This is a genomic window from Paeniglutamicibacter sp. (genome assembly GCF_046714615.1).
Lineage (GTDB): Bacteria > Actinomycetota > Actinomycetes > Actinomycetales > Micrococcaceae > Paeniglutamicibacter.
Window position 1 is genome coordinate 1 of record NZ_JBKKAP010000028.1, and the last position, 25,009, is coordinate 25,009.

At 65.6% G+C, this 25,009-nt stretch carries 23 protein-coding genes; 15 read left to right on the top strand and 8 right to left on the bottom strand.

The window, feature by feature from the left end; all coding sequences use genetic code 11:
* Window positions 1-118 precede the first annotated feature (118 nt).
* From ACLQ7E_RS03150 to ACLQ7E_RS03160, 3 genes are read right to left on the bottom strand one after another with little or no spacing between them, the layout of a single operon-like run.
* Window positions 119-1,024, bottom strand: coding sequence for a metal ABC transporter permease (locus ACLQ7E_RS03150; protein WP_411731096.1), 906 nt, complete (start codon window positions 1,022-1,024; stop codon window positions 119-121).
* Complete coding sequence (locus ACLQ7E_RS03155; RefSeq protein WP_411731097.1) at window positions 1,021-1,764, bottom strand: metal ABC transporter ATP-binding protein; 744 nt, start codon at window positions 1,762-1,764, stop codon at window positions 1,021-1,023. Before ACLQ7E_RS03155 ends, ACLQ7E_RS03150 begins: the two co-directional genes overlap by 4 nt.
* Window positions 1,761-2,723 (bottom strand): metal ABC transporter substrate-binding protein, encoded by a 963-nt coding sequence (locus ACLQ7E_RS03160; protein WP_411731098.1) that lies wholly within the window; start codon window positions 2,721-2,723, stop codon window positions 1,761-1,763. Before ACLQ7E_RS03160 ends, ACLQ7E_RS03155 begins: the two co-directional genes overlap by 4 nt.
* Window positions 2,724-3,025: 302 nt before the next feature.
* Here ACLQ7E_RS03160 and ACLQ7E_RS03165 point away from each other — a divergent pair, with 302 nt between their 5' ends.
* Both ACLQ7E_RS03165 and ACLQ7E_RS03170 read left to right on the top strand, forming a co-directional pair.
* The gene (locus tag ACLQ7E_RS03165; RefSeq protein ID WP_411731099.1) at window positions 3,026-3,805 is read left to right on the top strand and encodes a VOC family protein; all 780 of its coding nucleotides are present in this window, start codon (window positions 3,026-3,028) and stop codon (window positions 3,803-3,805) included.
* A gap of 302 nt (window positions 3,806-4,107) precedes the next feature.
* Window positions 4,108-4,677, top strand: a complete 570-nt coding sequence (locus ACLQ7E_RS03170; RefSeq protein ID WP_411731100.1) for a cupin domain-containing protein — start codon at window positions 4,108-4,110, stop codon at window positions 4,675-4,677.
* On the opposite strand, the gene ACLQ7E_RS03175 is transcribed toward ACLQ7E_RS03170, so the two are convergent.
* The 4 genes from ACLQ7E_RS03175 to purB all read right to left on the bottom strand — a co-directional run bounded on the left by ACLQ7E_RS03175 (window position 4,663) and on the right by purB (window position 11,423).
* Window positions 4,663-6,171: an FAD-dependent oxidoreductase gene (locus tag ACLQ7E_RS03175; protein WP_411731101.1), complete on the bottom strand. Its 1,509-nt coding sequence runs from the start codon at window positions 6,169-6,171 to the stop codon at window positions 4,663-4,665. The two genes, ACLQ7E_RS03170 and ACLQ7E_RS03175, sit on opposite strands and share 15 nt — an antisense overlap.
* Window positions 6,168-8,339 (bottom strand): molybdopterin oxidoreductase family protein, encoded by a 2,172-nt coding sequence (locus ACLQ7E_RS03180; RefSeq protein ID WP_411731102.1) that lies wholly within the window; start codon window positions 8,337-8,339, stop codon window positions 6,168-6,170. Before ACLQ7E_RS03180 ends, ACLQ7E_RS03175 begins: the two co-directional genes overlap by 4 nt.
* The gene (locus ACLQ7E_RS03185; RefSeq protein ID WP_411731103.1) at window positions 8,340-9,734 is read right to left on the bottom strand and encodes an MFS transporter; all 1,395 of its coding nucleotides are present in this window, start codon (window positions 9,732-9,734) and stop codon (window positions 8,340-8,342) included.
* A gap of 279 nt (window positions 9,735-10,013) precedes the next feature.
* The gene (purB, locus tag ACLQ7E_RS03190; protein WP_411731104.1) at window positions 10,014-11,423 is read right to left on the bottom strand and encodes an adenylosuccinate lyase; all 1,410 of its coding nucleotides are present in this window, start codon (window positions 11,421-11,423) and stop codon (window positions 10,014-10,016) included.
* A gap of 182 nt (window positions 11,424-11,605) precedes the next feature.
* Here purB and ACLQ7E_RS03195 point away from each other — a divergent pair, with 182 nt between their 5' ends.
* Together ACLQ7E_RS03195 and ACLQ7E_RS03200 are read left to right on the top strand one after the other, a co-directional pair.
* Window positions 11,606-11,926: a hypothetical protein gene (locus ACLQ7E_RS03195; RefSeq protein WP_411731105.1), complete on the top strand. Its 321-nt coding sequence runs from the start codon at window positions 11,606-11,608 to the stop codon at window positions 11,924-11,926.
* A 16-nt stretch (window positions 11,927-11,942) separates the two neighbouring features.
* Window positions 11,943-13,367, top strand: a complete 1,425-nt coding sequence (locus ACLQ7E_RS03200; protein WP_411731106.1) for a hypothetical protein — start codon at window positions 11,943-11,945, stop codon at window positions 13,365-13,367.
* A 40-nt stretch (window positions 13,368-13,407) separates the two neighbouring features.
* On the opposite strand, the gene ACLQ7E_RS03205 is transcribed toward ACLQ7E_RS03200, so the two are convergent.
* Window positions 13,408-13,803 (bottom strand): phage holin family protein, encoded by a 396-nt coding sequence (locus ACLQ7E_RS03205; protein ID WP_411731107.1) that lies wholly within the window; start codon window positions 13,801-13,803, stop codon window positions 13,408-13,410.
* A gap of 118 nt (window positions 13,804-13,921) precedes the next feature.
* Here ACLQ7E_RS03205 and ACLQ7E_RS03210 point away from each other — a divergent pair, with 118 nt between their 5' ends.
* The 11 genes from ACLQ7E_RS03210 (at window position 13,922) to ACLQ7E_RS03260 (ending at window position 24,931) form a co-directional block, all read left to right on the top strand.
* Window positions 13,922-15,043: a histidinol-phosphate transaminase gene (locus ACLQ7E_RS03210; RefSeq protein WP_411731108.1), complete on the top strand. Its 1,122-nt coding sequence runs from the start codon at window positions 13,922-13,924 to the stop codon at window positions 15,041-15,043.
* 123 nt (window positions 15,044-15,166) lie between these two features.
* Window positions 15,167-16,315, top strand: coding sequence for a pyruvate dehydrogenase (acetyl-transferring) E1 component subunit alpha (gene pdhA, locus ACLQ7E_RS03215; protein ID WP_411731109.1), 1,149 nt, complete (start codon window positions 15,167-15,169; stop codon window positions 16,313-16,315).
* A complete protein-coding gene (locus ACLQ7E_RS03220; RefSeq protein WP_411731110.1) occupies window positions 16,312-17,292 on the top strand; it encodes an alpha-ketoacid dehydrogenase subunit beta in 981 nt (326 codons plus the stop codon). The genes pdhA and ACLQ7E_RS03220 overlap by 4 nt, the downstream gene beginning before the upstream one ends.
* A gap of 60 nt (window positions 17,293-17,352) precedes the next feature.
* On the top strand, window positions 17,353-18,783 hold the full coding sequence (locus ACLQ7E_RS03225) for a dihydrolipoamide acetyltransferase family protein (RefSeq protein ID WP_411731111.1): 1,431 nt from the start codon (window positions 17,353-17,355) through the stop codon (window positions 18,781-18,783).
* Window positions 18,784-18,946: 163 nt separating this feature from the next.
* Complete coding sequence (locus ACLQ7E_RS03230; RefSeq protein WP_411731112.1) at window positions 18,947-19,762, top strand: hypothetical protein; 816 nt, start codon at window positions 18,947-18,949, stop codon at window positions 19,760-19,762.
* Window position 19,763: 1 nt separating this feature from the next.
* Window positions 19,764-20,444, top strand: a complete 681-nt coding sequence (locus ACLQ7E_RS03235) for a phosphoribosylanthranilate isomerase (RefSeq protein WP_411731113.1) — start codon at window positions 19,764-19,766, stop codon at window positions 20,442-20,444.
* 174 nt (window positions 20,445-20,618) lie between these two features.
* Window positions 20,619-21,512, top strand: a complete 894-nt coding sequence (locus tag ACLQ7E_RS03240) for a LysR substrate-binding domain-containing protein (protein WP_411731114.1) — start codon at window positions 20,619-20,621, stop codon at window positions 21,510-21,512.
* Entirely contained in the window at window positions 21,509-22,609 is a 1,101-nt protein-coding gene (locus ACLQ7E_RS03245) for an enolase C-terminal domain-like protein (RefSeq protein ID WP_411731115.1), read from the top strand. Before ACLQ7E_RS03240 ends, ACLQ7E_RS03245 begins: the two co-directional genes overlap by 4 nt.
* Window positions 22,610-22,642: 33 nt before the next feature.
* The gene (gene catC, locus ACLQ7E_RS03250; RefSeq protein ID WP_411731116.1) at window positions 22,643-22,921 is read left to right on the top strand and encodes a muconolactone Delta-isomerase; all 279 of its coding nucleotides are present in this window, start codon (window positions 22,643-22,645) and stop codon (window positions 22,919-22,921) included.
* Window positions 22,922-23,344: 423 nt separating this feature from the next.
* A complete protein-coding gene (gene catA / locus ACLQ7E_RS03255) occupies window positions 23,345-24,199 on the top strand; it encodes a catechol 1,2-dioxygenase (protein WP_411731117.1) in 855 nt (284 codons plus the stop codon).
* Between the two features lie 171 nt (window positions 24,200-24,370).
* Entirely contained in the window at window positions 24,371-24,931 is a 561-nt protein-coding gene (locus tag ACLQ7E_RS03260) for a flavin reductase family protein (RefSeq protein ID WP_411731118.1), read from the top strand.
* Window positions 24,932-25,009: the final 78 nt, after the last annotated feature.

Sequence of the window (25,009 nt, forward strand, 5' to 3'; positions counted from 1 at the left end):
CCACGCGCCCCCCCCCCCCCCCCCACAACCGTGTCCCCCCCTAGCCTCCCCCCCACCCCGGCCATCACCTGTATTTTCCCCGGCGTCAGGGGGATCTGGCCGGGACCGGGACAAGCACCTAGCGCCGGGTGCCGGCCACGTCGGGCAACCGGGTCCCGCGGGAGGCGCGCAGGCGGCGCGCCGACCTGGCGATCCGGCGTCCCAGCAGACCCTGGGTGGGGCTGAAGAGGTAGACCAGCGCGAACACGGCTCCCTGGGTCAGCACGATCATGCCGCCGGAGGCGGTGTCCAGGTAGTAGCTCACGTACAGCCCGATGACGGCGCAGCCCACCGACACCGCCGGGGCGATGACCAACATGCGCCCGAAGCGATCGGTGAGCAGGTGCGCGGTGGCGCCGGGAATGATCAGCATGGCCACCACCAGGATGACGCCCACCGCCTGCAGGGCCACCACGGAGGTCAGTGCCAGCAGGCCCAGCAGTGCGGCACCCAGCAGTCGCGGGTTCAGGCCGATGGCATGCGCGTGGGTGGCGTCAAAGGCAAAGAGCGTGAAGTCCCGGCGCTTGAGCAGCAGGGCGCCGAGGGCCAGCACGCCAAGCAGCACGATCTGGAACAGCTCGGCCTTCGAGACGCCCAACAGGTTACCGAAGATGATGTGGCCCAGGTCGGTCTGCGAGGGGGTGACGGAGATCAGCACCAGTCCCAGGGCAAAGAGCGTGGAGAAGACGATGCCGATGGCCGCGTCCTCCTTGATGCGGCTGGTGTCGCGCACCGCCCCGATCAGCGCCACGGCCAGGAAGCCGAAGAGCAGGGCGCCGATGGCGAAGGGCACCGAGAACACGTAGGCCAGCACGACGCCCGGGAGCACCGCGTGGGAGACGGCATCTCCCATCAGCGACCAGCCGATGAGCACCAGCCAGCAGGAGAGCACCGCGCAGACTGCCGCGGCGGTCACCGCGGTGGCCAGGGCGTTGATCATGAATCCGTAGCCGAGGGGCTCGAGAATCAGGTCGATCGGGTTCATGCGTCGGTGCCCCTTCCCAGGACGTCAAGGCCGAAGGCCAGGGCAAGGTTTTCTGGGCGCAGGACCGTCTTCGGGTCCCCGTGCATGAGCACCTTCTGCATCAGCAGCACTGCCTCGTCGGCCAGGTCCGGCAGGGCATGAAGGTCGTGGGTCGAGATGAGGATCGCGGCCCCGGCCCGTGCCTGCTCGCGCAGCAGCCGGGTGATCGTGGCCTCGGATCTCTTGTCGACGCCCGCGAACGGCTCGTCGAGCAGCAGGATCGTGGCGTTCTGCGCGATGCCGCGCGCCACGAAGGCCCGCTTCTTCTGGCCCCCTGAGAGCTGCCCGATCTGTCGGTGTGCGTAGTCGGTGAGTTCCACGCGTTCCAGCGCCTCGTCCACCGCCAGCTTGTCGGCCTTGGAAGGGCGGCGGGTGAATCCCATGTGCCCGTAGCGGCCCATCATGACCACGTCGTGGACCGAGACCGGGAACGCCCAGTCGACGTCCTCGCTTTGCGGCACGTAGCCGATGGCTGCCGACTTGCGGGCCTGCGCCGGGGTGCCGCCGTTGATGCTCACCGTCCCGGAGTCGGGCTTGACCAGGCCCATGATGGCCTTGAAGAGGGTCGACTTGCCTGAGCCGTTCATGCCCACCAGCCCGCAGATGCGCGAGTTGTTCAACTCGAGGGAAGCTGATTGGAGGGCCAGTACGTCGCCGTAGCGCACGGTGAGGTCCGTGACGGTGACTGCAGGGGTGCTCACTGCTTTTCCCCGGTCAAGGCCTCGAGGATCACGTCGCTGTCGTGCCGGATCATCTCCAGGTACGTGGGTACCGGGCCATCGGCCTCGGAGAGTGAGTCGACAAACAATGTCCCACCGAATGCGGCCCCGGAGCTCTGTACCACTTGCTGCATCGGAGCATCGGACACAGTTGATTCGCAGAAGACTGCAGGGACCTGGTTTTCCTTGACGAACTCGATCACCGAGGCGATCTGCCGCGGGGTGGCCTGCTGCTCGGCGTTGACCGCCCAGATGTATTTTTCCTCCAGGCCTGCGTCGCGAGCCAGGTAAGAGAAGGCGCCCTCGCAGGACACCAGGGCACGTTCGTTTTCTTTGAGCCCGGAGAGTCCCTCAATCAAGTTCTGTTCCAGCGCTTCGAGCTCGGCGGTGTAGGCGCGGGCATTTTCGGTGTAGTACTCGCTGTTTTCCGGGTCAAGCTTGACGAAGGCGTCCCGGATGTTTTTCACGTAGTGCTGCACGTTCACCGGGCTCATCCAGGCGTGTGGATTGGGTAATCCGGCATTGGCGTCCTCGGTGATATCCATGACGTCGATGCCGTCGCTGACCACCACGTGGGGTACGTCTAGTTCGGCGATGAACTGTTCGAACCAGGCCTCGAGGTGCAGTCCGTTGTCCAGGATAAGTTGTGCCCGTGAGGCCTTGGCGATGTCCTGGGGCGTGGGTTCATAGCCGTGGATCTCTGCGCCGGCCTTGGTAATCGATTCGACGGTGATCTTGTCGCCCGCAACGTTTTGGGCAATGTCGGCCAGCACCGTGAAGGTGGTCAGCACGACCGGGCGGTCGGAGGGACCCTGGCCGGAGACGGCACCGGGGGAATCGCACGCGGCGAGCGTCGCGGCCAACGCGATGCAGGCGAGGGTGGCCGACAAGCGGCGGCGCCAGGTGGAGGTGGAGGCGCGGGTGCGGTGAGGAGTCGTCATTGAGGTCCTATGCGTGCGGTGTGTCGATCGGTGAAATGAGCGGGTAATTCATAGTACGGCATGACGTAGATGAATGTACGCCTTGGCGTAACTTTGTTCATTCTTGCGTGCAAGAAGGGTCCGAAGACAACCGCCGGAGCCATTGCCGGCAGTAGCCCCTGGGCGGGGGATTCCCATGGATCGGGGTAATTCTCGACCTACTGCAGGGTATCGGGTTCCGGGCCATTGATGTGCCACGTCAACGGGCATAGACTCACGCCTGAACCCACGTTCACACACCTCATTCACTAGTTGGAGGCACCATGCCCAAGCCCGACCTCACCGTTGGATCCCCCTGCTGGATCGACTTGCTGACCTCTGACCCCCAGAAATCCCAGGAGTTCTACAACACGCTCTTTGGATGGACCTACGAGGCCGGGGATGAGGAAAAATACGGTGGCTACATCACCGCGTCCAAGGACGGGAAGATGGTTGCCGGGATCATGAACAACGACGGAACCTCCGGTTCCCCGGATGTGTGGACCACGTACCTGCGCGTGGACGACATCGAGGCGGCGGCGAAGGCAGCAGCCGAGCACGGTGGGCAGGTCTACATGCCGCCGATGGAGGTTCCGGAGCAGGGCAAGATGGCGATGTTCGGTGACGCCGGAGGTGCAGCCGTCGGGATCTGGGAGTTTGGCGGTCACACCGGATACGAACTGGCATTCGAAAACGGGGCACCGGCCTGGCACGAACTCTTCACCCGGGACTTTGCCCCGACCGTGAAGTTCTATGAGGACGTCTTCGGCTGGGAAACCGCCGTGGTGGGAGACACCGACGAGTTCCGCTACGCCACGCTCGGGGCAGGGGACGACTCGAAGGCAGGGATCATGGACGCCAGCTCGTTCCTGCCGGAGGGCGCTCCGGCCAGCTGGCATGTGTATTTCGCGGTGGAAAATGCGGACGCCACCATCGAAACGACCCTGGCCCTGGGCGGTTCGGTCGTCCAGCCCGCGCAGGACACGCCCTTTGGGCGCAATGCCGCACTGACGGATCCAACCGGCGCGGAGTTCTGGATCACGCAGGACATCGGGCAAGAATAAGAGTGCCGGGAACGGGCGACCGGTTCCCGGCGGCTGGGGGGAAACATTGACGCTCGAACGTCTCAAAACGTACAGCGGCGCAGATTGTGAACTGTCATGGATTCGGTGCTGCTGTCCCGGGAGTCGACTTGAACTTTGGTACGGGGAGTTCCACGGCAAGATCGTGTCCATTGCAGGGCAACTGGATGCACAAATTCGAGCGTGCCATCCCATCGAAGGCCGCACTCTGGCACCGGCCGGGTCCGGCGGGAGAGTGCCCTGTGGCCATGGCCTGGCGGCGGCAATGGGTCTAGTCTCTGACCATGGTGGCAATCGGGGATGAGATGGTCAACTCCCGCTCCGGCGAGCGTTTCGTCTGGCGTGCGACGCGCGAGTCAACGGGTGGGGAATACTGCGAGTTCGACCTGTATCTGGCACCGGGCGCGCGGGTCGCCGCCGCCCACCGCCATCCAAACCAGGAAGAGCGCGTCACCACGGTCTCCGGGAGCCTTGCACTGGTGAAGGGGAACGCTCGAACCGTGCTGGGGCCGGGGGACGAAGGGGTCATACCGCCGGGGACCGCGCACCGGTGGGGCAACGCCGGGGAACTCTCCCACGCGATCGTGCGTCTGAGCCCCGCCCTGCACATCGAGGAGTTCTTTGCGATGTTCTGCCTGCTGGCGGCCGAAGGCAAGGCCAACGCCGCGGGACTTCCCCGCAACCCCTTGCGGATGGCGGTGCTGCTGGACGCCTATCGCGAGGAATTCGATTTCGCGACCGAGGCACAACACCGCATGCTCAGCGCACCCTTGGCGGCGCTGACCGCGATCGGACGGACGTTGGGGCTGCGCAGCGGCCATCCGCCCGCTTGGCCACGCCTAGGCCGGGACTGAAACCCTGAGCATTGCCTCGATCTTCTCGCGGCACCCGCCGCAGCCGGTGCCTGCCCGGCAGGCCGCACCGACCTCGGCAACGGTGCTGCAACCTTCCTCCACGGCATGGGCCACCTGGCCATGCGTGGCACCGGTGCAGCGGCACAATTGGTCATCGGCACCGGCAGCAACGAGTGACTCGGGCATGCCCGGGTCATCGAGCCGCAACAGCGTGGAACGGTCCCGGGGCAGCGTGCTGCCCCGCTCAAAGGCCAGCACCAATTCGGCGCCGGTGCGCGGCAACCCGATCGCCAGGAATCCGGTCAGGACGTCCTGCTCGGTGACGAGCTTCAGGTATTGGCCCGCCTTCGGATCGGCAAACACGCTCACCCGCGCCTGGCCCTCGTCCCACGGGCCGGCCATCACGTTTCCCGCTACGACCAGTTCCAGCCCCTGGCCCTTGAGCATCAACACGTTGGAGGTCTCATGGCGCGGGGCGGCGGTCTGGATATCCATCGGCCCGCTCGCCGCGTCCGGGGCCGGAGCCCGGTGCGTCAGCAGGAAGTCGGCCAACCAGGCGGCCTGCGCCCAGCCCGGGGCCAACAACCCTGCGGGTACCGCACCCGCCACCTCGGCGCAGTCACCCAGCGCGAAGACCCGGTTCTCGGTGTCGGCCACCAGATGCTCGTTGGTCTGGATGCCGCGGCCCACCTTCAGCCCGCAGCCCGCAGCCAGTTCGGTGCGTGCCCGCACGCCGCAGGAGAGCAGCAACGCATCCCCGGTGATCTCCCCGTGGTCCTCGGTCGCCAGCGCCGTGAACCCGTTGGCATCCCGCCGCACGGCGGTGGCCCTGACCCCGGAAACGACCTCGACGCCCGCAGCGCGCAGGGATCTTGCCAGCAGCATCCCGCCATCCGAGTCCACGGAACGGCCCAGAGGGGCGGAGCCGTGGTGCACCAGCACGGGGCGGTGCCCGGCCTCGGCCATGGCCAGGGCGGCCTCGATGCCCAGGATGCCGCCGCCGAGCACCAACACCCGGCCACCGGATTCCAGCACCCGGTTCAGCGCGGCTGCATCCTCAAGGGTGCGCAGCGCCATGACCCCGGCGGGCAGGTTGGCCTCGGCATGCGGGGCGAAGTCCAATCCGTTGAGGGTCGGGACCACCGGGCGGGCGCCGGTGGCGAACACCAACCTGTCGTAGCCCAGCACGCGGCCCGAACCCAGACGCACCTGGCGCCGCGAGCGGTCCACCCGCGTGACGGATTCCCCGAGGTGCAGCCCGACGCCGGCCGCCGCCAGGCGCAGCGGGTCGATCATGGCCAGGTGCTCCGGGGAGGTCGCGCCGCTGGCCACCTCGGCCAGCAGCACGCGGTTGTAGGCGGCGTGTTCCTCGGCGGAAACGACGTCGAGGCCGAACAGGCCAGCGGCGAGTCCCGGAAGCAGGCCCTCGATCAGTGAGGCTGCCACCGGGCCGAAGCCGATGATGAGAATGCGTTCGCAGATGGTCTCACTCATGATTCATCTCCCAAGGGGTGCAGGGACACCGGTGCGTTCTTGAATTCGGGCATGGCGCTGATCGGGTCCACCCGGGAGCCGGTGAGCAGGTTGGCGTTCTGGTCGCCGGCAAAGTGGAAGGGCAGGAACACGGTGTCCAGGCGTACCGCGGTGGTCAGGGTGGCCCGGGCAACCACTTCTCCGCGCCCGTTGCGCACCGCGACGCGTTGGCCCTCGGAAATGGCGTGGGCGCGAGCCGTGCCGGGGTGGATTTCCAGGCGTGCCTCGGGGGCCGCACCCGCAAGCTCGGCGACCCGCCGGGTTTGCGTCCCGGATTGGTAGTGCTCCAGCAACCTGCCGGTGACCAGCGCCAACTGCCCCTCGGTGTGCAGTGCCTCGCCGGAGGCGACAGCGAACACGGGGATCAGCCGCGCCCGGGCATCGGGGTGGGCGAATCCGTCCAGGAAGAGTCGGGGCGTTCCCGAGCGCTGCCCCGGAACACGCGAGACGGCGTGCTCGGTGGAGCAAGGCCAATAGATGGCGGCCCCTGCATCAAGGTCGTCCCAATCGACACCCGAGTAGTCCGCAAGCCCGCCGGCGGAGGCCAGGCGCAGCTCCTCAAACACCTCGCGCGCGTCGGGGGAAAACGTGCCGGGGGCCTGAAGCCGCTTGGCAAGCTCGGACATGATCCACAATTCGCCGCGCGCCCCCTCCGGTGCCGCCAGGGCTTTCCGCCGGCGCAGCACCCGGCCCTCCAGGTTGGTCATGGTGCCTTCCTCCTCGGCCCACTGCAGCACCGGAAGCACCAGATCCGCCTCGGCGGCGGTCTCGGAGAGGAAGAAGTCGCAGACCACCAGGAAGTCCAGGCGACGCAACCCGGCGATGACCTTGGAGGCATCGGGGGAGGAGAGCGCCGGGTTGGACCCGTGCACCATCAGCATGCGCGACCCTGACTCCGTGCCCAGGGTGTGCAGAAGCTCGGTGGCGGGGATGCCGGGGCCGGGAATGATTTCGGGGTCCACGCCCCACACCTTGGCCACGTGGGCCCGGTGGGCGGGATCGGTAATCTTGCGGTAGCCGGGCAGCTGGTCGGACTTCTGCCCGTGCTCGCGCCCGCCCTGGCCGTTGCCCTGCCCGGTGATGGTGCCGAAGCCGCCGCCAAGGGTTCCGGGCAGCCCGAGCAGCAGGGCGATGTTGATGGCAGCGGTGGTGGTGTCGGTGCCGTTGGCGTGCTGTTCGACCCCGCGGCCGGTCAGGATGTAGACGCCACCGCCGTTCTCCGACTGTGCGGCGGTGGCGGCCGCAGCGAGGGAACGGGCGGTGCGCCTGATCTCGGTGGCGGGCACGCCGGTAATTGTCGCGACCCGTTCCGGCCACCATGCGCCCACCGAGGCGCGCAGCGCGGCCAGGCCGTTGGTGCGCGTGGCGAGGTAGTGATCGTCAACCAGGTTCTCGGCCAGCAGTACATGCGCCAGACCCAGCAGCAACTCGAGATCGGTGCCGGGGGTGGGCTGCAGGTGCCAGCCCGAGCCGTCGCTGCACAACCCGGCGGTGGGGGAGCGCCGGGGGTCAACCACGATGAGCCCTCCGCAGGCGCGGGCGCTTTCCAGGTGCCGCACAAACGGAGGCATGGTTTCCGCCACGTTGGATCCCAGCATCAGGATCATCGAGGCGGTATCCAGATCCGCCAGCGGGAAGGGCAGGCCCCGGTCCAGGCCGAAGGCCCGGTTGCCGGCTGCAGCCGCCGATGACATGCAAAAGCGACCGTTGTAGTCGATGCGTGAGGTGCCCAGGGCCAGGCGGGCGAACTTGCCCAGCTGGTAGGCCTTCTCGTTGGTCAGGCCGCCGGCGCCGAAGACTGCCACCGCATCGGCGCCGTGCTCCTTGCGGATCGATGCCGCACGCTGCGCCAGCTCATCGAGGGCCTCGTCCCAGCTCACCGGGTCGAAGCCGCCGTCTTCCCGGCGGCGCAGCGGGGAGCTGATCCGCTCGGGGTGGTTGAGCAGGTTGGCCGCGCTGTATCCCTTGCGGCACAGGGCACCGCCGTTGGTCTCGAAGTTGCGCCCGCTGAGCAGCACCGGTTCCCTGGCCGCTGCACCCGGGCTGGGGTCCAGGCTGATGCCGCATTGCAGGGCGCAGTAGGGGCAGTGCGTGGGCGTGGTCCTGGGATCAACGGCGGTGAGTGTCATTTAGATGCTCCGCCCGGCAAAGGCGGTGCCGCGGCGGATGTAGCAGAACCAGACCAGGAACATCAGGGCCGCGTAGAACGCCACGAAGAGGACAAAGGCCGAGCTGTAGGAGCCGCTCTTGGACAACGAGAGCCCCAGGGCCTGCGGGATCAGGAATCCGCCGTAGGCGCCGATGGCCGAGATCAGCCCGAGGGCCGCTGCGCCCTTGCGTGCCGCAGAGACGTTGCCGTCGCCGTTTTCGGCGCGCAGGGCGAAGACAATGGGGATCATCCGGTAGGTCGAACCATTGCCGATGCCGCTGGCGGCAAAGAGGATGAGGAACAGGGCCAGGAAGACCCAGAAGTTTGCCGCCGGAAGGATCATGACCACGGCCAGGGTCACCAGGCCCATGACGCCCAAGGCGGTGAGGGTGATGCGGGCTCCGCCGTGCTTGTCGGCGAGCTTGCCGCCGGCGGGTCGGGCGAGGGATCCGACCAGCGGGCCGAGGAACGCCAGGGATAGTGCTGCGGTGCCCAGCGTGAAGGAGGAGTAGTCGGGGAAGGTATCGCGGATGAGCTTGGGGAAGACCGCGGAGAATCCGATGAACGAACCGAAGGTGCCGATGTACAGGGTGGCGATGATCCACAGGTGCGGTTCCTTCAGGCAGGCCAGTGCGCCGCGGACATCCGAGCGGGCGTTGCTGAGGTTGTGCATGTTGCGCTTGGCGCCCCAGGCTGCCAGCAGGATCAGCGGGATCCAGATCAGCCCGGCCAGCGGCAGCTGCAGGGATCCTGCGGCGAAGACGGTGATGGCGATGGGCACCATCAGCTGGGCCACTGCGGCACCCAGGTTGCCGCCGGCGGCGTTCAGGCCAAGTGCCCAGCCCTTCTGCGAGGCAGGGAAGAAGTAGGTGATGTTGGCCATCGAGGAGGCGAAGTTGCCGCCGCCGAATCCGGCCAGGCCGGCAAGGGTCAGCAGCACCCAGAAGGGGGTGGCGGGGTTGGAAACCGCCAAGGCCAGGCCGCCGGCGGGTATCAGCAGCAGCAGCGCCGAGACGATCGTCCAGTTGCGGCCGCCGAAGCGCGCGACCATGAAGGTGTAGGGGATCCGGAGCGTGGCACCGACCAGGCTGGGCATCGAGATCAGCCAGAAGAGCTGGTTGTTGTTCAGGTCGAATCCGGCGGCCGGCAGGTACACGGCGACGACGGCAAACAGCTGCCAGACCACGAAGCCGAGGAATTCGGCGAAGATCGACCAGTAAAGGTTCGTCCGGGCGGTGTCCCGACCGATGCCTTCCCAGAACACCGGGTTCTCCGCATCCCAGTTCTGTACCCAGCGTCCCGGACCCATCTCGAGACGGACCGGCTGCGTCGTCGTACCGGCGCGATATTGTTCCTGCTCTAGCTGTGCGCTCAAGGCTGATCGTCCCCTCTTACCTGGTGGTTGATGCCTTAAGCATCCCGGGGAGAGGTTTCACTTGGCCGCACTTGTTGTTGCGGGAAGCGAACATGTAGATCACCATGGCGGCCCGGGGAGGGGGAAAACGGTAACCTGCCCGAAACATGCGCACCCGCGCCGTCCGGCACACCCGCCGGATCCCGCGTTAAAGGCCGGCGGCCTGCCGGGATCCGTTTGGATCCGGGCAGGCCACCGGCCTTGGGGTGCCATGCGGCACCCCGCCAACACTTGTGCGGGCTACTTCTTGAGGTGGTCGACCAGCTTCGAGGCGATGCCGTTGTAGCTGCCCGGGGTCAATGCCAGCAGGCGTGCCTCGGCCTCGGCCGAGAGGCCCAAGGAGGAGACGAACTCCTGCATGCGGGCCGCGTCGACGCGCTGTCCGCGGGTCAGGTCCTTGAGGCGCTCGTACGGGTTTTCCATGCCTTCGACACCGGCGATGGCCTCGGCACGCATGACCATCTGGATGGCCTCGCCGAGCACCTCCCAGTTGTGGTCCAGGTCGTTGGCCAACACGGCCTCGGCAACGTCCAGGCGGTCAAGGCCCTTGGCGACGTTGGAGATGGCCAGCAGCGAGTGGCCGAAGGCGGTGCCGATGTTGCGCTGCGAGGAGGAGTCGGTGAGGTCTCGCTGCCAGCGGCTGGTCACCAGGGTGGCACCCAGGGTGTCGAGCAGGCCGTTGGAGATTTCCAGGTTTGCCTCGGCGTTTTCGAAGCGGATCGGGTTGACCTTGTGCGGCATGGTCGAGGAGCCGGTGGCGCCCGCGACGGGGATCTGCGCGAAGTAGCCGATGGAGATGTAGCTCCACACGTCGGTGCACAGGTTGTGCAGGATCCGGTTGAAGCGTGCCACGTCGGCGTACAGCTCTGCCTGCCAGTCGTGCGACTCGATCTGCGTGGTCAGCGGGTTCCAGCTCAATCCCAGGCCCTCGACGAAGGCGCGCGAGACTTCCTGCCAGTCGGCGGAGGGGACCGAGGCGTAGTGGGCGGCGTAGGTGCCGGTGGCGCCGTTGATTTTGCCTAGGAACTCGGTCTTCTCGATGCGGTCCAGCTGGCGGGTCAGGCGCCAGGCCAGCACCGCAAGTTCCTTGCCCAGGGTGGTGGGGGTGGCGGGCTGTCCGTGGGTGCGCGAGAGCATCGGCACGTCGCGGGATTCCTCTGCCATGCCGGTGATCTGGGCGACCAACGTGCGGGCGGCGGGCAGCCAGACGTTCAGGACCGCGTCCTTGATGCCCAGGGCGTAGGAGAGGTTGTTGATGTCCTCGGAGGTGCAGCCGAAGTGGACCAGCGCGGTGAGATCCTCGATGCCGATGTTCCCCAGGCGGCGGCCGATGTAGTACTCCACTGCCTTCACGTCGTGCACCGTGACGGCTTCGATCTCGGCGAGCTCGGTGACGGAGGCGGCGTTGAAATCGGTGACGATCTTGCGCAGCGCGGTGCGCTGGGCCTCGGTGAGCGGGGAGGTGCCCGGCAGCACGGAGTTGTCGGTCAGGTGGATCAGCCATTCGACTTCCACGTGGACGCGGTCGCGGTTCAGTGCCGCTTCGGAGAGGTGGTCGACCAGCGGGGCCACGGCGGCACGGTAACGACCGTCCAGGGCACCAAGGGCGAGGGGTTCGGATGCAAGTGAAATGCGCGCGGAATCAGCCATGGTGCCCATTCTTTCACGATTCATCCCGGGCACGCCCAGAGAGTGACGTCGCCCACTTCATGGTTATCCACACGGCGTCTCCTCCTGAATGCGGCCGGGACCCGGCCGCTGTCACTCTGGGATTCAGGACAACGGCTCCGGGAAACCGTTGCGGGCACGGAAAGGGTGTGGTGAAAAAGACCATGTTGGAAGCAATTGCCGATGAAATGCTCATGCGGGTGGTTGCCGCCCAGTCTGCGGTGTATCGGGCCCGTGGACAACTTGAACAGGTGCAGAACCTGCAATGGGAATCCCCGGCCGGCAGGGCGTTCCGCGACCGGGCTGCGGAACTTGCCGGCAAGGTCGCGGAGCTCGATACCAGGTTGGAGGAGGCTCGCGGGGAAATCTGGGCTGCCCGCGCCGACCTGGCCGAGCTTGAGGCAGTGATCCTCTCCACCATGGGCACGATGGGTTCCCTCATGCTGCCCGGGGGCCCGCCGCGCGGGCTGCTCGGCGGACTCTAGCCGAACTGGGGCCGCCATGGGATACGAGGTCCGTGGGGGACCCGGATCGATCCGGTACTCCATCACCGAACTTGAGCGCACCACCTCCATGCTCGGCGGCGCCAAGGAGGACTTGATGGAGGGAGCCTCTTTCCTTGCGCGCTCCCCGAACATCCCTGCCGCGCTGGTGGCACGCGGCACCGTGCGGCTGCGCCAGCGGGTGGCCGGCGTGGAGGCCGACATTGGCGAGATCACGGCATTGTGTGCCCTGCGTGCGGCGGAAGCCGGAATGATGGCCCTGAACGTGGCCACCGCACGCACCCGCTATGAACAGGCCGAGGCTCAGGCGCAGCGCGAAATGAACAATGCACGAGGCGACCAGCTGCCGCTGACCTTGATGTGGGATCTGGCCAGCAACAAGGGGAGGCCACGCACCCAAACCACCGAGGACCTCATCAACGATTTGCCCGGGTTCATGGGGTTTCCCCTGGGATTTCTGCGTGACAGGGAGCACGGCGGGCTGTTCCAAGCGCCTTATCCCGACCGGCTGTATCCGCAGCTCACCGATTTCCTGCGCGGACAAAACCTCGTTGATCTGACGCCGATCGAGGTGGTCGGGCACGCCCCGGACCGGGACGTGGAGTTTGACGGATCGATCGAATCCTTGGTGGACCTGCAGAAGCTGGCCGAGCGCGAACCTCCGGGAAGCCTTCTGGTCACCCGGATCGAGGGCCCTCAAGGCCCGGTCTACGTGCTGACGATTCCCGGGACGCAGTCCGGTCCGCCCGAGGACAGGGAAGGGAATATCCGCCGGATCGAGGGAGCGGGGCCGGGACGGGAGCTGGGCAACCCCTGGGATGGGGTGGGCATTGTCGAGGGGATGGGCAACGAATCGAAGAACCTCATCCCCTCCGTTGAGGAAGCCCTGAGGCAGTCCGGGGCGCGCAACGGGGACCGCGTGGTGGTGACCGGATACAGCCAGGGAGGGATCCACGCAGCGAACATCGTCAACGACGAACACCTCAACGAACTCTTCGTATTCCCGCATCTTTCGACATTCGGGTCTCCGACGGGGAGGATCCCGGTCCCGAAGGACACCCCTGCACTGCATCTGGAAGACAAGAACGACATTGTGCCGGGCACCGACGGTAGCCGGAACCCCGATGAGCGCAACCGGCTGACGGTGGTCTTCGACGGTCCAGACGGAACACTCGAGCTGGGCAATGATGGATTCGGCGAGGCCCACAAGCTCGAGAACTACGACTCGCACGCCAAGGAGCTGCGAGGCACCAAGGATCCGGGAGCCGTTGAATCGCTGGGTCTGCTGGGCACCCTTTTTGGCCAGTCCAGACAGGGGCGGGTCAGGTCGTTCCAATTGGCTCGCCAGCCCAAGCCCAAGACGAAGGTGCCCGCGAAGGATGGGAAACAGGAACGACTGAAAAGGATCGCCCCGTCGCACTAATGCGGGGGAGAGCGGCGGCGAGCCGGTATTCCGGGCGGTACTAGCGCTGCTTTTTTGGTGCGATCCAACCCATCACGGCGGAGATGAGGGAAATGACTAGGGCACCGATGATGGCGTCCCAGAAGAATTTGTCGACGTGCAGCCCAAAGGGCAGGTACTGGGTCAACCACGAGGTCAGCATGAGCATGGCCGCATTGATGACCAAGGTGAACAAGCCCAGGGTCAGGCAGGTGATGGGCATCGACAGCAGGCTCACGATTGGCCGGACCACGGCGTTGACCAGCCCGAAGACCAGGCCCACCACCAGGTAGGCCAGGACAAGGCCAAGGGTTGCATCCGAGGCTGGAGCGGCAGTGACAGTGATGCCGGGAAGGATCCACGCGGCGGCGGCAAGGGCCAGCGCGTTGATCACCACCCGGAGGATGAACGCAATCATGGACCCATACTGGCACACCTTTCTGTGTTCGGGCGTCGTGCACCGGCGGTTTCCCGGAGAGAGAAAGGCAGTGAAACGCATGGGGCCAGCCGGCATGGCAACGGCTAAGCTTTGGGACATGACCACCGAAAACCCAGCGCCCCTCGATCCGGTCCAGCCCCGCACAGTCATTGGTCGGATGCCGAAGTATGTTGCAGGCAAGCCGCCTCGGGAGATCCCGGGCCTGAATGCCTACAAGCTTTCTTCGAACGAAACCCCGTTGCCCCCGATCCCGGAGGTCATGGACGCGATTCGGGCCCAGCTCGATATCAATCGCTACCCCGATCCGCTGTCGACCAAGCTGCGCAACGCGCTTGCCGAATTCCTTTCGGTCCCGTCCGAAGACATTGTCACGGGTGCCGGTTCGCTTGGCGCCCTGACCCAGATCCTGGCGACCTTTGCCGGCCAGGACGACGACGGCGTCCAGGACGAAGTCATTTTTGCTTGGCGCTCCTTCGAGGCCTACCCGATCGTGGTTGAAACCGCAGGTGCCCTGCCGGTGCAGGTTCCGTTGTTGAAAGACGGGCGCCACGACCTGGACGCCATGGCCGCGGCGGTGAACGAACGCACGTCGGTGATCCTGCTGTGCACGCCGAACAACCCCACTGGTCCTTCGCTGCGGCGGGACGAGGTCGAAGCCTTCATTGCCAAGGTTCCCTCCAACGTGCTGATCGTCCTTGACGAGGCCTACCAGGAATTCGTACGCGATCCCGAGGCCGTGAACGGAATGGAGACCTACCGCAACCACCCGAACGTCATGGTGCTTCGGACCTTCTCCAAGGCGCATGGGCTGGCAAATCTCCGCGTGGGGTACTCGGTCTCGCACCCGGAAGTCACCAACAACATCCGGGTTGCCGCCACGATGTTCGCTGTGTCATCCGTGGCCGAGGATGCGGCCGTGGCCTCGCTGGCCCACTACGGCAAGGTTGTGGAAAGGGTACAAAAGATCGTCGACGAACGTACCCGCGTGGTGGCCGGGCTCCAGGAGCTCGGATGGAAGATTCCGGCCGCCGAGGGCAACTTCGTGTGGCTGCCCTTGGGTGCCAATACTGCTGAATTCGTTGAGCTTGCCTCGGAGCAGGCCTTGGCCGTTCGCGGGTTCGCCGGCGAGGGCGTGCGGGTGAGTATCGGCGAGGTCGAGGCCAACACGCGCTTCCTCGAGCTTTGTCGGAACTATCCAAAAGGCTCGACGCTTTCCTAGGGGTGGGTAAGTCGTGATTTGCGGCTTTCCACCGTTAGGCTAGAACAGACAAACCCGCTATATGCCCCATGCGGAATCTATTCCGTTCGGGGCATATTTCATGTACGTAAGGACGCCCTCGGTATGACCAACACCGTGCACGAGCCCTCGGAGCAGGCGCTGATCCAGCTACTTACCCCCGAGGGGGAACGTCGCTCGCACGCCGAGTACGACAACTACATCCAGGACGTCGACGCGGAAATGTTGCGTGGTTTCTACCGCGACATGGCGCTCACTCGCCGTTTTGACCAGGAGGCCACCGCGCTGCAGCGCCAGGGCCAGCTGGCCTTGTGGGTTCCGCTGCGCGGGCAGGAAGCGGCGCAGATCGGTTCGGGTCGGGCCACCCGGCCCAACGACTACATTTTCCCGACCTACCGCGAACATGGTGTCGCACTGACCCGCGATGTCGATTTCCCGCAGATGCTGCGGATCTTCCGCGGCATCTCCAATGGCGGGTGGGACCCGAGGGAAAACAACTTCCACATGTACACCATGGTGCTCGCGGCCCAGATGCCGCATGCCACCGGGTACGCCATGGGTGTGCAGCGCGACCAGGCCGGCTGGGACGCCGAACGCCTTGAGAAGGACGGCACCGCGGTCGTCGCCTACTTCGGGGACGGATCCTCCAGTGAGGGCGAGGTCCACGAATCCATGGTCTTCGCCGCCAGCTTCAATTCGCCGGTGGTCTTCTTCTGCCAGAACAACCAGTGGGCCATCTCCGTCCCGTTCCACGTGCAGTCCAAGGTGCCCCTGGCCGAGCGTGCCGCCGGGTATGGGTTCCCCGGGATCCGCGTGGACGGCAATGACGTGCTTGCCGTCCTGGCCGTGACCCGTTGGGCCCTGGAACGTGCCCGCCGTGGCGAGGGCCCGGTCTTGATCGAGGCCATCACCTACCGCATGAGCGCACACACCACGGCCGATGATCCGACCAAATACCGGATGAGCGCCGACGAGGAAGCCTGGGTCTCACGCGACCCGCTGCTGCGTCTGGAAAAGCACCTGAAGGACAACAACCTGGCCGACGACGTGTTCTTCAAGCAGGTGGTCGTCGACGGAAACGAAATGGCCACCCGGGTCCGCGAGGAAGCCATGGCATTCCCTGATCCGTCACTCGCCCAGTCCTTCGCCAACGTCTACGCCGAGGCGCACCCCCTGATCCAGGAAGAGCTGAAATGGCACCTGGAATACGAGGCCGGATTCGCCGACACCACCGAGGAAGGGGCCACCCGATGAGCACCACCACGATGACCCTGGCCAAGGCCATCACCGCCGGGCTCGACGCGGTCCTGGCCAACAACCCCAAGTCCCTGCTCATCGGCGAGGACATCGGACGCCTGGGTGGGGTCTACCGCGTCACCGACGGGCTGATCGACACCTACGGCCCTGACCGCGTGATCGACTCCCCGCTAGGCGAGGCAGGAATCATCGGCACGTCCATAGGCATGGCCATCCGCGGCTACTCGCCGATCGCCGAGATCCAGTTCGACGGCTTCGTCTTCCCCGCGTTCAACCAGATCACCACCCAGCTGGCCAAGATGCGTGCCCGCTCCGAGGGCCGCTTCGGGGCGCCGGTGGTCATCCGCATTCCCTACGGCGGCGGCATCGGCTCCATCGAGCACCACTCCGAATCCCCGGAGGCGCTCTTTGCCCACACTGCCGGGTTGCGCATCATGGCCCCGTCCAACGCGCACGACGCCTACTGGATGATCCAGCAGGCCGCCGCATGCCAGGACCCGGTGATCTTCTTCGAACCCAAGCGCCGCTACTGGCTCAAGGGCGAGGTCGACACCGAAAACCCGGCAGCCGACGCCTTCAAGGCCCAGGTCATCCGGCCCGGCGCGGACGCCACCATCGTCACCTACGGCCCGCTGGTGCCCGTCGCCCTGGCCGCGGCCGAAGCCGCCCGCGAGGATGGCCGCTCGATCGAGGTCATCGACCTGCGCTCGGTCTCACCGATCGATTTTGACACCATCACCGAATCGGTGGAAAAGACCGGACGGCTCATCGTGACCCACGAGGCGCCGACCTTCGGCGGCATCGGCGGGGAAATCGCCGCCCGCGTGGCCGAGCGCGCCTTCCTCTCGCTGGAAGCACCGATCATCCGCGTCGGCGGATTCCACATGCCCTACCCGGTGGCCAAGGTCGAGGAACAATACCTGCCCGACATCGACAAGGTCCTCGAAGCACTCGATCGGTCCTTCGCCTACTAATTCAGTGGTGCGCACGCGCCACCGCACCGCTGCAGCATTGTTTCTTAAAGGAGTCAGACGATGAGCACCTTCAACCTTCCCGATGTCGGCGAAGGCCTCACCGAGGCCGAAATCGTCGGTTGGAAAGTCAAACCCGGGGACACCGTGGTCGTCAACCAGGTCTTCGTGGAAATCGAGACCGCCAAGTCCCTGGTCGAGCTGCCCAGCCCCTACGCCGGAGTGGTCAAGGAACTGCATGCGGCCGAGGGCGAAACCCTGGCCGTGGGTTCCCCGCTCTTTTCCGTGGACGAGGTCGGCTCCCGACCCGCACCGCTGACCAATGTGCCCGAGGTGGCCGACATCGCCGAGGCCGACACCCCGGTCGCCAGCGAGGAGCCGGGCCCCCTGGTCGGCTCGGGCCCCAAGGCCGATGCGGTCAAGCGCCGCGCCCGCACCAACCGCCCGGCGCCGACCCGGCCAGCCAAGGCGGCAGGTGCGCACGGAAGCGCCCCGGTGATCCCTGCGGCTCTTGCCGACACCATTTCCCGCCGCGCCGCGGAACTCGGCCACGCCTCGACGCGCCTGACGGCCGCGGCCAAGCCGGCCGTGGCGGCATTTGTCGACCGCGTCCTGGCCAAGCCGCCGGTGCGCAAGGTCGCCAAGGAACTCGGCGTTGATTTGGCCCAGGTCACCGGAACCGGCGGCCAGGGTGAAATCACCCGTGACGACGTGCTCTCCTACAAGGCCCAGCGCGAGGTCGAACGCGACGCGGCGCCGATGTTCTGGTCGACCAAGGGCGTGGAGCTCGACGAGCGGATCATCCGCACCCCGGTGCGCGGCATTCGCAAGGCCACCGCCAAGGCCATGGTCGAATCCGCCTTCACCGCCCCGCACGTGTCGATCTTCGTGGACGTGGATGCCTCGCGCACCATGGAATACGTGGCCCGGCTGAAAAAGAGCCGCGATTTCGAGGGCATCAAGGTCTCCCCGCTGCTGGTGCTGGCCAAGGCCGTCATCTGGGCCGCGGCACGCAACCCCTCGGTCAACGCCTCCTGGGTCGAGACTGAGAACGGCGCGGAGATCCAGGTCAAGCACTTCATGAATCTCGGCATCGCCGCCGCAACCCCGCGCGGCCTGCTGGTTCCGAACGTCAAGGAAGCGCAGGATTTGTCCATGCGCGAGCTGGCCATTGCGCTCAACGACCTGGCCGAAACCGCCCGGGCGGGCAAGACCTCCCCGGCGGACATGACCGGCGGCACGCTGACGGTGACCAACATCGGCGTGCTCGGGATCGACACCGGGACCCCGATCATCAACCCCGGCGAAGTGGCGATCGTTGCCTTCGGCACCATCCGGCAGAAGCCGTGGGTTGTCGACGGAGCCGTGGTCCCGCGCTGGATCACCACCCTCGGCGGCTCCTTCGACCACCGCGTGGTCGACGGCGACCTGTCGGCGCGCTTCATGGCAGATGTCGCCTCGATCATGCAGGAGCCCGCGCTGCTGCTGGACTGACGCATGGGTTTGGACAGTCAGGAAAAGCGGCCAGGTGCCGGTGCGGCGCGGATTGCGCGCACCGGAACCTGACCCCCTCGAGCCTTGGCAAGTGTGCGCGGGATGGGGAACAGTGGGGAAGGTATCGATGTCCGATTTGGCACTCGCGCCCAGGAGACAACCGATGAGTAATTTCGCCGACGCCACCGCACCCGGCAAACCGATGGCAATGCCCCGGGTGTTGGGCATCGTCTCTCTGCTTGGCATGGTCCTCTTGTCCGGTTGTGCGAACCCCGCGCCCTGGGCAGCGGATGAATCCAGCACCATCGACTCGACTCCCTTCGGCCCCCCGCAGGAACCCTCCGAGCGGCCCGCGGCGGGGGAGGGCGGCAAATCGCCGGCAATCCCTTCCCCGAAACCCGCCGGCGAGATCGATACGAAGCACTGGAAGACCTTCGCCACCCAGGGCCTGAGCTTCAAGTACCCTCCCGACTGGAACATCGAGGAGGACGACTGCTCCAACTGCAACGCCACGGCCAAGCCGCTGGCGGACCCATTCACCAAGTGGGACATCGAGAACGCCGACGGCAATGAGATCGCCGAGTTCCGTGCCGACTCGGCCACGGACACCGACGGGGACATGAGCACCTACAAACGCACCGTGCTGGAGTCCACCCCCGTGAAGGCGGGCTTCCTCGCCCCTGCCGAGGTACTCTTCGAGCACTTCGTCCTTGACACCCCAGGCAAGGCCCGGGAAGAAAAGGTGCTGCTGATGCTCAACGACGCGGCAGCCTCCAAGGCTCGGGACGGGAACCCGGCGCTGAGCTTCTTCCGGCCGAAGGAGGGCTTCGGCAGCCAGATGACAAGCTCCGACGACCTGGCCGAGGAGCTGGGGTTCCACGACGACCACGTGAGCCTCGCGGATGCCCGGAAGATCATGCAGAGCCGGGATTACCGCCTGCTGCGGGCAGTGATGCTCAGCATTCGCGTGGAGAAGTAGCATGGAGGGGAAAGCAATCACCGAGCCGACGTGGAAGAACCGAGTGAATCACGAGCTGTACGTCAAGATCTGTGGACTTCGCACACCGGAGACTGTCGCTGCGGCGGTTGCCGCCGGCGCCAACGCGGTGGGATTCGTTTTTGCGCCCGGCAGTCCGCGCACCGTCGAGCCGGAACTCGTGAAGTGCCTCGTGGCCGAGGTGCCGGAGCACGTCGAGACCGTCGGTGTCTTTCGCAACCAGCCGGTCGAGGAAGTCATTGACGTCGCCCGCCGAGCAGGTGTGGGCAGCGTCCAATTGCACGGCAATGAACCGTACGCGGATCTCGAGGCCCTGCAGGCGCAGGGGTTTGCTACGCTGCGTGCCTTCTCCATCGACGGCTACCGCGGGCTGGACGATGCGGAACGAAAGCGCTGGGAATCCGGGCGGATCCTGCTTGACGCAGTCGAGCCCGGTGCCGGCGTCACTTTTGATGCCTCGGAGCTCGTCGCAGCGCCCCCTGCCGGAACCTGGATCCTGGCCGGGGGGCTGAACCCGGGGAATGTCGCCCACCTGGTGGGCACGCTTCGCCCTGCAGGGGTGGACGTCTCATCCGGGGTCGAATCCAGCCGCGGAACCAAGGATGTCAGGCTGATCGAAGCGTTCATCGCGGCGGCGCGTTCAGCCGACATGTCGACCACCTAGGCGCCGGAACGGGGGCGCCTTCCGTGTCCCGCATCTCACCGTTCGGCCACTCGTACCGAGCACTGATACTCCTAAGCTCTGAATCAAGCTAGAACATGTATTTCCCATAAGTAATCTTTGCGTCCTAATCTGTCAATGGTGCACATTGGTGCCCCACGACCGGAGGTGGACGACGTGGAAGTACGTCAAATGCGTTACTTCATTGCGGTGGCCGAGGAAAAACACTTCGGACGTGCGGCCCAACGACTGCACATGGCCCAGCCTCCGCTGTCCCAGCAGATCAAGTCGCTCGAAGAGCAGTTGGGCACCCAGCTGTTGGTGCGAACCACGCGTAAGGTCGACCTCACCGCGGCCGGCGAACTGCTCCTGGCCCGGGCCCGATTGTTGCTGGCCGAGATCGAGAAGCTCGAACAGGACGTCAAACTTGTGGGCCAAGGCGCCAGTGGCGTGCTGCGGGTCGGGGTCTCCGGCACCGCCACGTACCGCCTCATGCCCATGATGGTGCAGGCCGCCAAGATCCACATGCCTGGCCTGCGTCTGAGCGTGTACGGAGAAATGCTCACGCCGGAAATGGAAATCGCACTTGAAGAGCAGCGCGTGGATGTCGCGGTGTTGCGCCCGCCGATCCGTTCGCACCAATTGAGCCTGAAGTTCCTGGAGAAGGATGAACTGGTCGTGGCCCTGCCCGAGGACCACGAGTTGGCCTCGCGCGGGTTGCTTGATCTCGCAGACCTGGCCGATGAACCCTTCATCACCTACCCGCTGTCATCTGCGGTGCATGCGATCTCCACTGAAGCCTGTCGGAAGGCTGGATTCAGCCCACAAGTCATCCAGGAAACCAGGGAAACCTCGACCCTGCTGTCATTCGTCGCAGCCGGGATGGGCGTCGCCCTGGTCCCCACGGCCCGCCGCATGTTCGGACTGCAGGGCATCGTCTTCCGCCAGTTGCGCAACGCGCCGGCGGTCGACTTGGCCGTCGCCTGGAAGACGGACAACGAAACCCCCCTGCTGAAAAAGTTCTTGGACCTCTTTGAAAGTCCAGCCCCCACGGAAGGAAACACGGCGTGAAGATCCTACGCATCGAAGCGATCCCCTACTCGATTCCCTATAACCACCCGCTCAAGTTTGCCAGCGGGCAGGTCACCGACGCTGAGCACGTGCTGGTGCGCATCCACTCGGACGAGGGCCTGGTTGGCGAGGCTGATGCCCCGCCGCGGCCCTACACCTATGGCGAGACCCAGGAATCGATCATCACCATCATCGACAAGGTCTTCGCGCCGCAATTGATCGGACTCGATCCCTTCGACCGCGGCAAGGTGCACGAGGTGATGGCGCGGACCATTCATAACCAGGTGGCCAAGGGCGCTGTCGACATCGCGCTGTGGGACCTGATGGGCAAGGCATTGGGCACCCCGGTGCACAAGTTGCTGGGCGGCTACACCGACTCGATGCGCGTCTCGCACATGCTTGGTTTCCGCCCGGCGCAGGAACTGCTCGACGAGGCCCTGCGCTTCGGCGAGGAGTACGGCATCACCACCTTCAAGCTGAAGGTCGGGCGCCGCCCGCTGGCCCTGGACATCGAGGCCTGCCACGTCTTGCGCGCCGGACTCGGCGACAATGTGGAACTCTACCTGGACGCCAACCGCGGCTGGAGTGCCAACGAGGCCATGGAAGTCCTGCGCCGCACCGAGGGCCTGGGCCTGACGGCGCTGGAAGAACCTTGCGATGCGAAGGAAGCCATGAGCCGCCGCAGACTCGTGGAGAAGTCCCCGATCCCCATCGTGGGCGACGAATCGGTTCCCACGGCCGGAGATGTATCCCGCGAATTGCTCTCCGGGGGTTCGAACGCGATTTGCATCAAGACCGCCCGCAGCGGGTTTACCGAGGCCACCGAGATCCTGGGCCTGTGCACCGGGCTCGGCGTGGATGTCACAATGGGCAACCAGATCGATACGCAGGTCGGGTCGCTGGCCACCGTCACCTTCGGCGCCGCCCACGAGGCCACCACGCGCCGCGCCGGCGAGCTGTCCAACTTCCTGGACATGGCTGATGACCTTCTCGCCGAGCCGATCCGAATCGACGGCGGCCGCATCTCGGTGCGCAACGTCCCCGGTGTGGGCGCTGCCATCGACGAAAACAAGCTCACCCGCTACCGCCAGAACTAGCACTCATCAATCACGCCTAATCCAGGAGAAGACATGATATTCCTAGCCCGCATGGACGTAACCTTCCCGGCCCACCTGACCGAGGCACAAATCGCCGATTTCCAGGTCCAGGAGAAGGAATACTCGGGCCAGCTGCAGGGCAGCGGCAAGATGGCCGGCATCTGGCGCATCGTCGGCGAGTACGCCAACCACTCGCTGTTCGATGTTGAATCCAATGACGAGCTGCACCAGATCCTCAGTGGATTCCCGATGTACCCGTACATGAAGATCAAGGTCACGCCGCTGGCAAAGCACCCGAACTCGATCCGCTAGGCGGATCGGCGGCGATATCGCCGCAAGCGCACGGCGAAGGTGGGCCGCGTCTTCAAGGCGCGGCCCACTTCTTTGCCCTGTTGGCGCTGTCCGTAGATTCCCGGCCGGCCTTGCGTATTCCCCCCGTCTCTGGGGCGTTCGATGCCTCGCGGAAGGCTTGCAGATCAGCGAGTCCCCTTCGGGTGGCCTCTTCCCGAGAGGCCGCGTTGTGCAGCAGCTTCGTGCGGTTGAAACGCCCCGGCGGCCGCCAAGTGCCTACTAAGATGCCTAGGATATGAATAGAGTCGAAAAAAGTATTTCCCTCTTCTCAATAAGCGACATACATTGAATACATGCAAAGTCGCTGTGACTGTTATCACCGCACCCTGTGATACCTGACCAGTGCATCAACACCCCCTCAGCGGGAGATAGAAGGAGCAACTCGTGATCACCGAAACCACCGCCAGCGCAGCCGCCTCAGGCAACGCAGCCACCGACCGTTTCCGCCAGTCCGGCAAGACCTCTGCCATCGCGGCCGACGTCGAGCGCGTCAACCTGCTGGCCAGCAAGTTGATCAAGGCTGCCAATGACATCGTCCTCGAAGAGCGCGTGACCTACGACGAGTTCAACGCACTGAAGGCATGGCTGATCCAGGTCGGCGAAGACGGCGAATGGCCGCTGTTCATGGACGTATGGCTCGAGCACTCCGTCGAGGAAGTCGCCACCGACCACCGCGAGGGCAACAAGGGCTCCATCGAGGGCCCGTACTACATCCCCGAAGCGCCGGAGCAGAAATCCCCGGCCAAGATCGAGATGCGCGACGACGAGAAGGGCACCCCACTGCTCTTCCAGGGCCAGGTCCGCAGCACCGACGGCAGCCCGCTGTCCAACGCCAAGGTCGAACTGTGGCACGCCGACGAAGATGGCTTCTACTCGCAGTTCGCCCCGAACATCCCGGAATGGAACCTGCGCGGCAGCTTCATCGCCGACGAGGAAGGCAACTTCCACATCGACACCATGCAGCCGGCCCCGTACCAGATCCCGACCGACGGCGCCTGCGGCCAGCTGATCGCCGCCGCCGGCTGGCACGCCTGGCGTCCGGCCCACCTGCACCTGAAGGTCTCGGCCCCGGGTCACGAGCTGTTGACCGCCCAGCTGTACTTCCCGGGCGACGCGCACAACGACGACGACATCGCAACCGCTGTGAAGCCGGAACTGCTGCTCGACATCCAGCCGGCCACCGAGGGTGCCGGCGTGCAGACCACCTACGACTTCGTGCTTGACCCCGAAGCCAAGTAGGGTCCTCACACACCTCGTCACGGCGGGGCTCCCGGTAGGCATACGGGGGACCCCGCCGTTGTCGTACCACCGCACTTTCCGGGATGCCGCTCGCGGCGCCGCCGCCGGGTACCAAGGCAACACCAAGACCACGTTCGTATCCCGGAAATTCCATGTGAAAGAGAAGCAGCAATGACCCAGGAAACCATGTTGAACTCGGTGGATGCGAGCCAATTGCGGAGCGCATTTGGCCAATTCACCACCGGCGTCACTGTGGTCACCACGCAGGGGACAGACGGCAACCCCTACGGCGCCATGGTGACGGCGTTCGCCGCGGTGTCGTTGGACCCGCCGCTGGCCCAAATCATCTTGACTCGCAGCTCAAGGGCCGCCAAGCATCTGGACGGGTCGTCCTTCGCCATCAACATCCTCTCGGCAGACCAGCTGGAGGTCGCCAAGCACTTCGCCGGCGAACCAAATGACCGCGAACCGGAATGGGTCCTGAACGGAAACGTCCCGGTGCTGGTGGGCAACGCAGCCACGCTGGAATGCCGCGCGTGGAACAACTACGACGGCGGCGACCACATCATCGTGGTTGGCGAAGTTCGCTCGCTGACAGTGGGAGACGCGGACCCGCTGCTCTTCCACGAGGGCTCGTTCCACCAAATCGGTGAGCGGCTCGGGGACGGGCAGGATGACAGCTGGTTCGCCGGCGCCAAGTTCTTCCAGCCGATTGTCCCGCAGCAGCACTGAGCCTCGCCACCCAACGGCGCGGATCACCCACCCATCAATTGATCAATCCATGCATTACTTGGCCACAAAGGAGCACAC

Bases quoted from the DNA above. Each gene is read 5' to 3' on its own strand.
- ACLQ7E_RS03235 (WP_411731113.1), top strand. From the start codon at position 19,764: ATGGAGGGGAAAGCAATCACCGAGCCGACGTGGAAGAACCGAGTGAAT.
- purB (WP_411731104.1), bottom strand. From the start codon at position 11,423: ATGGCTGATTCCGCGCGCATTTCACTTGCATCCGAACCCCTCGCCCTT.
- ACLQ7E_RS03150 (WP_411731096.1), bottom strand. From the start codon at position 1,024: ATGAACCCGATCGACCTGATTCTCGAGCCCCTCGGCTACGGATTCATG.
- ACLQ7E_RS03205 (WP_411731107.1), bottom strand. From the start codon at position 13,803: ATGATTGCGTTCATCCTCCGGGTGGTGATCAACGCGCTGGCCCTTGCC.
- ACLQ7E_RS03260 (WP_411731118.1), top strand. From the start codon at position 24,371: ATGACCCAGGAAACCATGTTGAACTCGGTGGATGCGAGCCAATTGCGG.
- pdhA (WP_411731109.1), top strand. From the start codon at position 15,167: ATGACCAACACCGTGCACGAGCCCTCGGAGCAGGCGCTGATCCAGCTA.
- ACLQ7E_RS03170 (WP_411731100.1), top strand. From the start codon at position 4,108: ATGGTGGCAATCGGGGATGAGATGGTCAACTCCCGCTCCGGCGAGCGT.
- catC (WP_411731116.1), top strand. From the start codon at position 22,643: ATGATATTCCTAGCCCGCATGGACGTAACCTTCCCGGCCCACCTGACC.
- ACLQ7E_RS03230 (WP_411731112.1), top strand. From the start codon at position 18,947: ATGAGTAATTTCGCCGACGCCACCGCACCCGGCAAACCGATGGCAATG.
- ACLQ7E_RS03175 (WP_411731101.1), bottom strand. From the start codon at position 6,171: ATGAGTGAGACCATCTGCGAACGCATTCTCATCATCGGCTTCGGCCCG.
- ACLQ7E_RS03225 (WP_411731111.1), top strand. From the start codon at position 17,353: ATGAGCACCTTCAACCTTCCCGATGTCGGCGAAGGCCTCACCGAGGCC.
- ACLQ7E_RS03200 (WP_411731106.1), top strand. From the start codon at position 11,943: ATGGGATACGAGGTCCGTGGGGGACCCGGATCGATCCGGTACTCCATC.
- ACLQ7E_RS03210 (WP_411731108.1), top strand. From the start codon at position 13,922: ATGACCACCGAAAACCCAGCGCCCCTCGATCCGGTCCAGCCCCGCACA.
- ACLQ7E_RS03220 (WP_411731110.1), top strand. From the start codon at position 16,312: ATGAGCACCACCACGATGACCCTGGCCAAGGCCATCACCGCCGGGCTC.
- ACLQ7E_RS03180 (WP_411731102.1), bottom strand. From the start codon at position 8,339: ATGACACTCACCGCCGTTGATCCCAGGACCACGCCCACGCACTGCCCC.
- ACLQ7E_RS03160 (WP_411731098.1), bottom strand. From the start codon at position 2,723: ATGACGACTCCTCACCGCACCCGCGCCTCCACCTCCACCTGGCGCCGC.
- ACLQ7E_RS03165 (WP_411731099.1), top strand. From the start codon at position 3,026: ATGCCCAAGCCCGACCTCACCGTTGGATCCCCCTGCTGGATCGACTTG.
- ACLQ7E_RS03195 (WP_411731105.1), top strand. From the start codon at position 11,606: ATGTTGGAAGCAATTGCCGATGAAATGCTCATGCGGGTGGTTGCCGCC.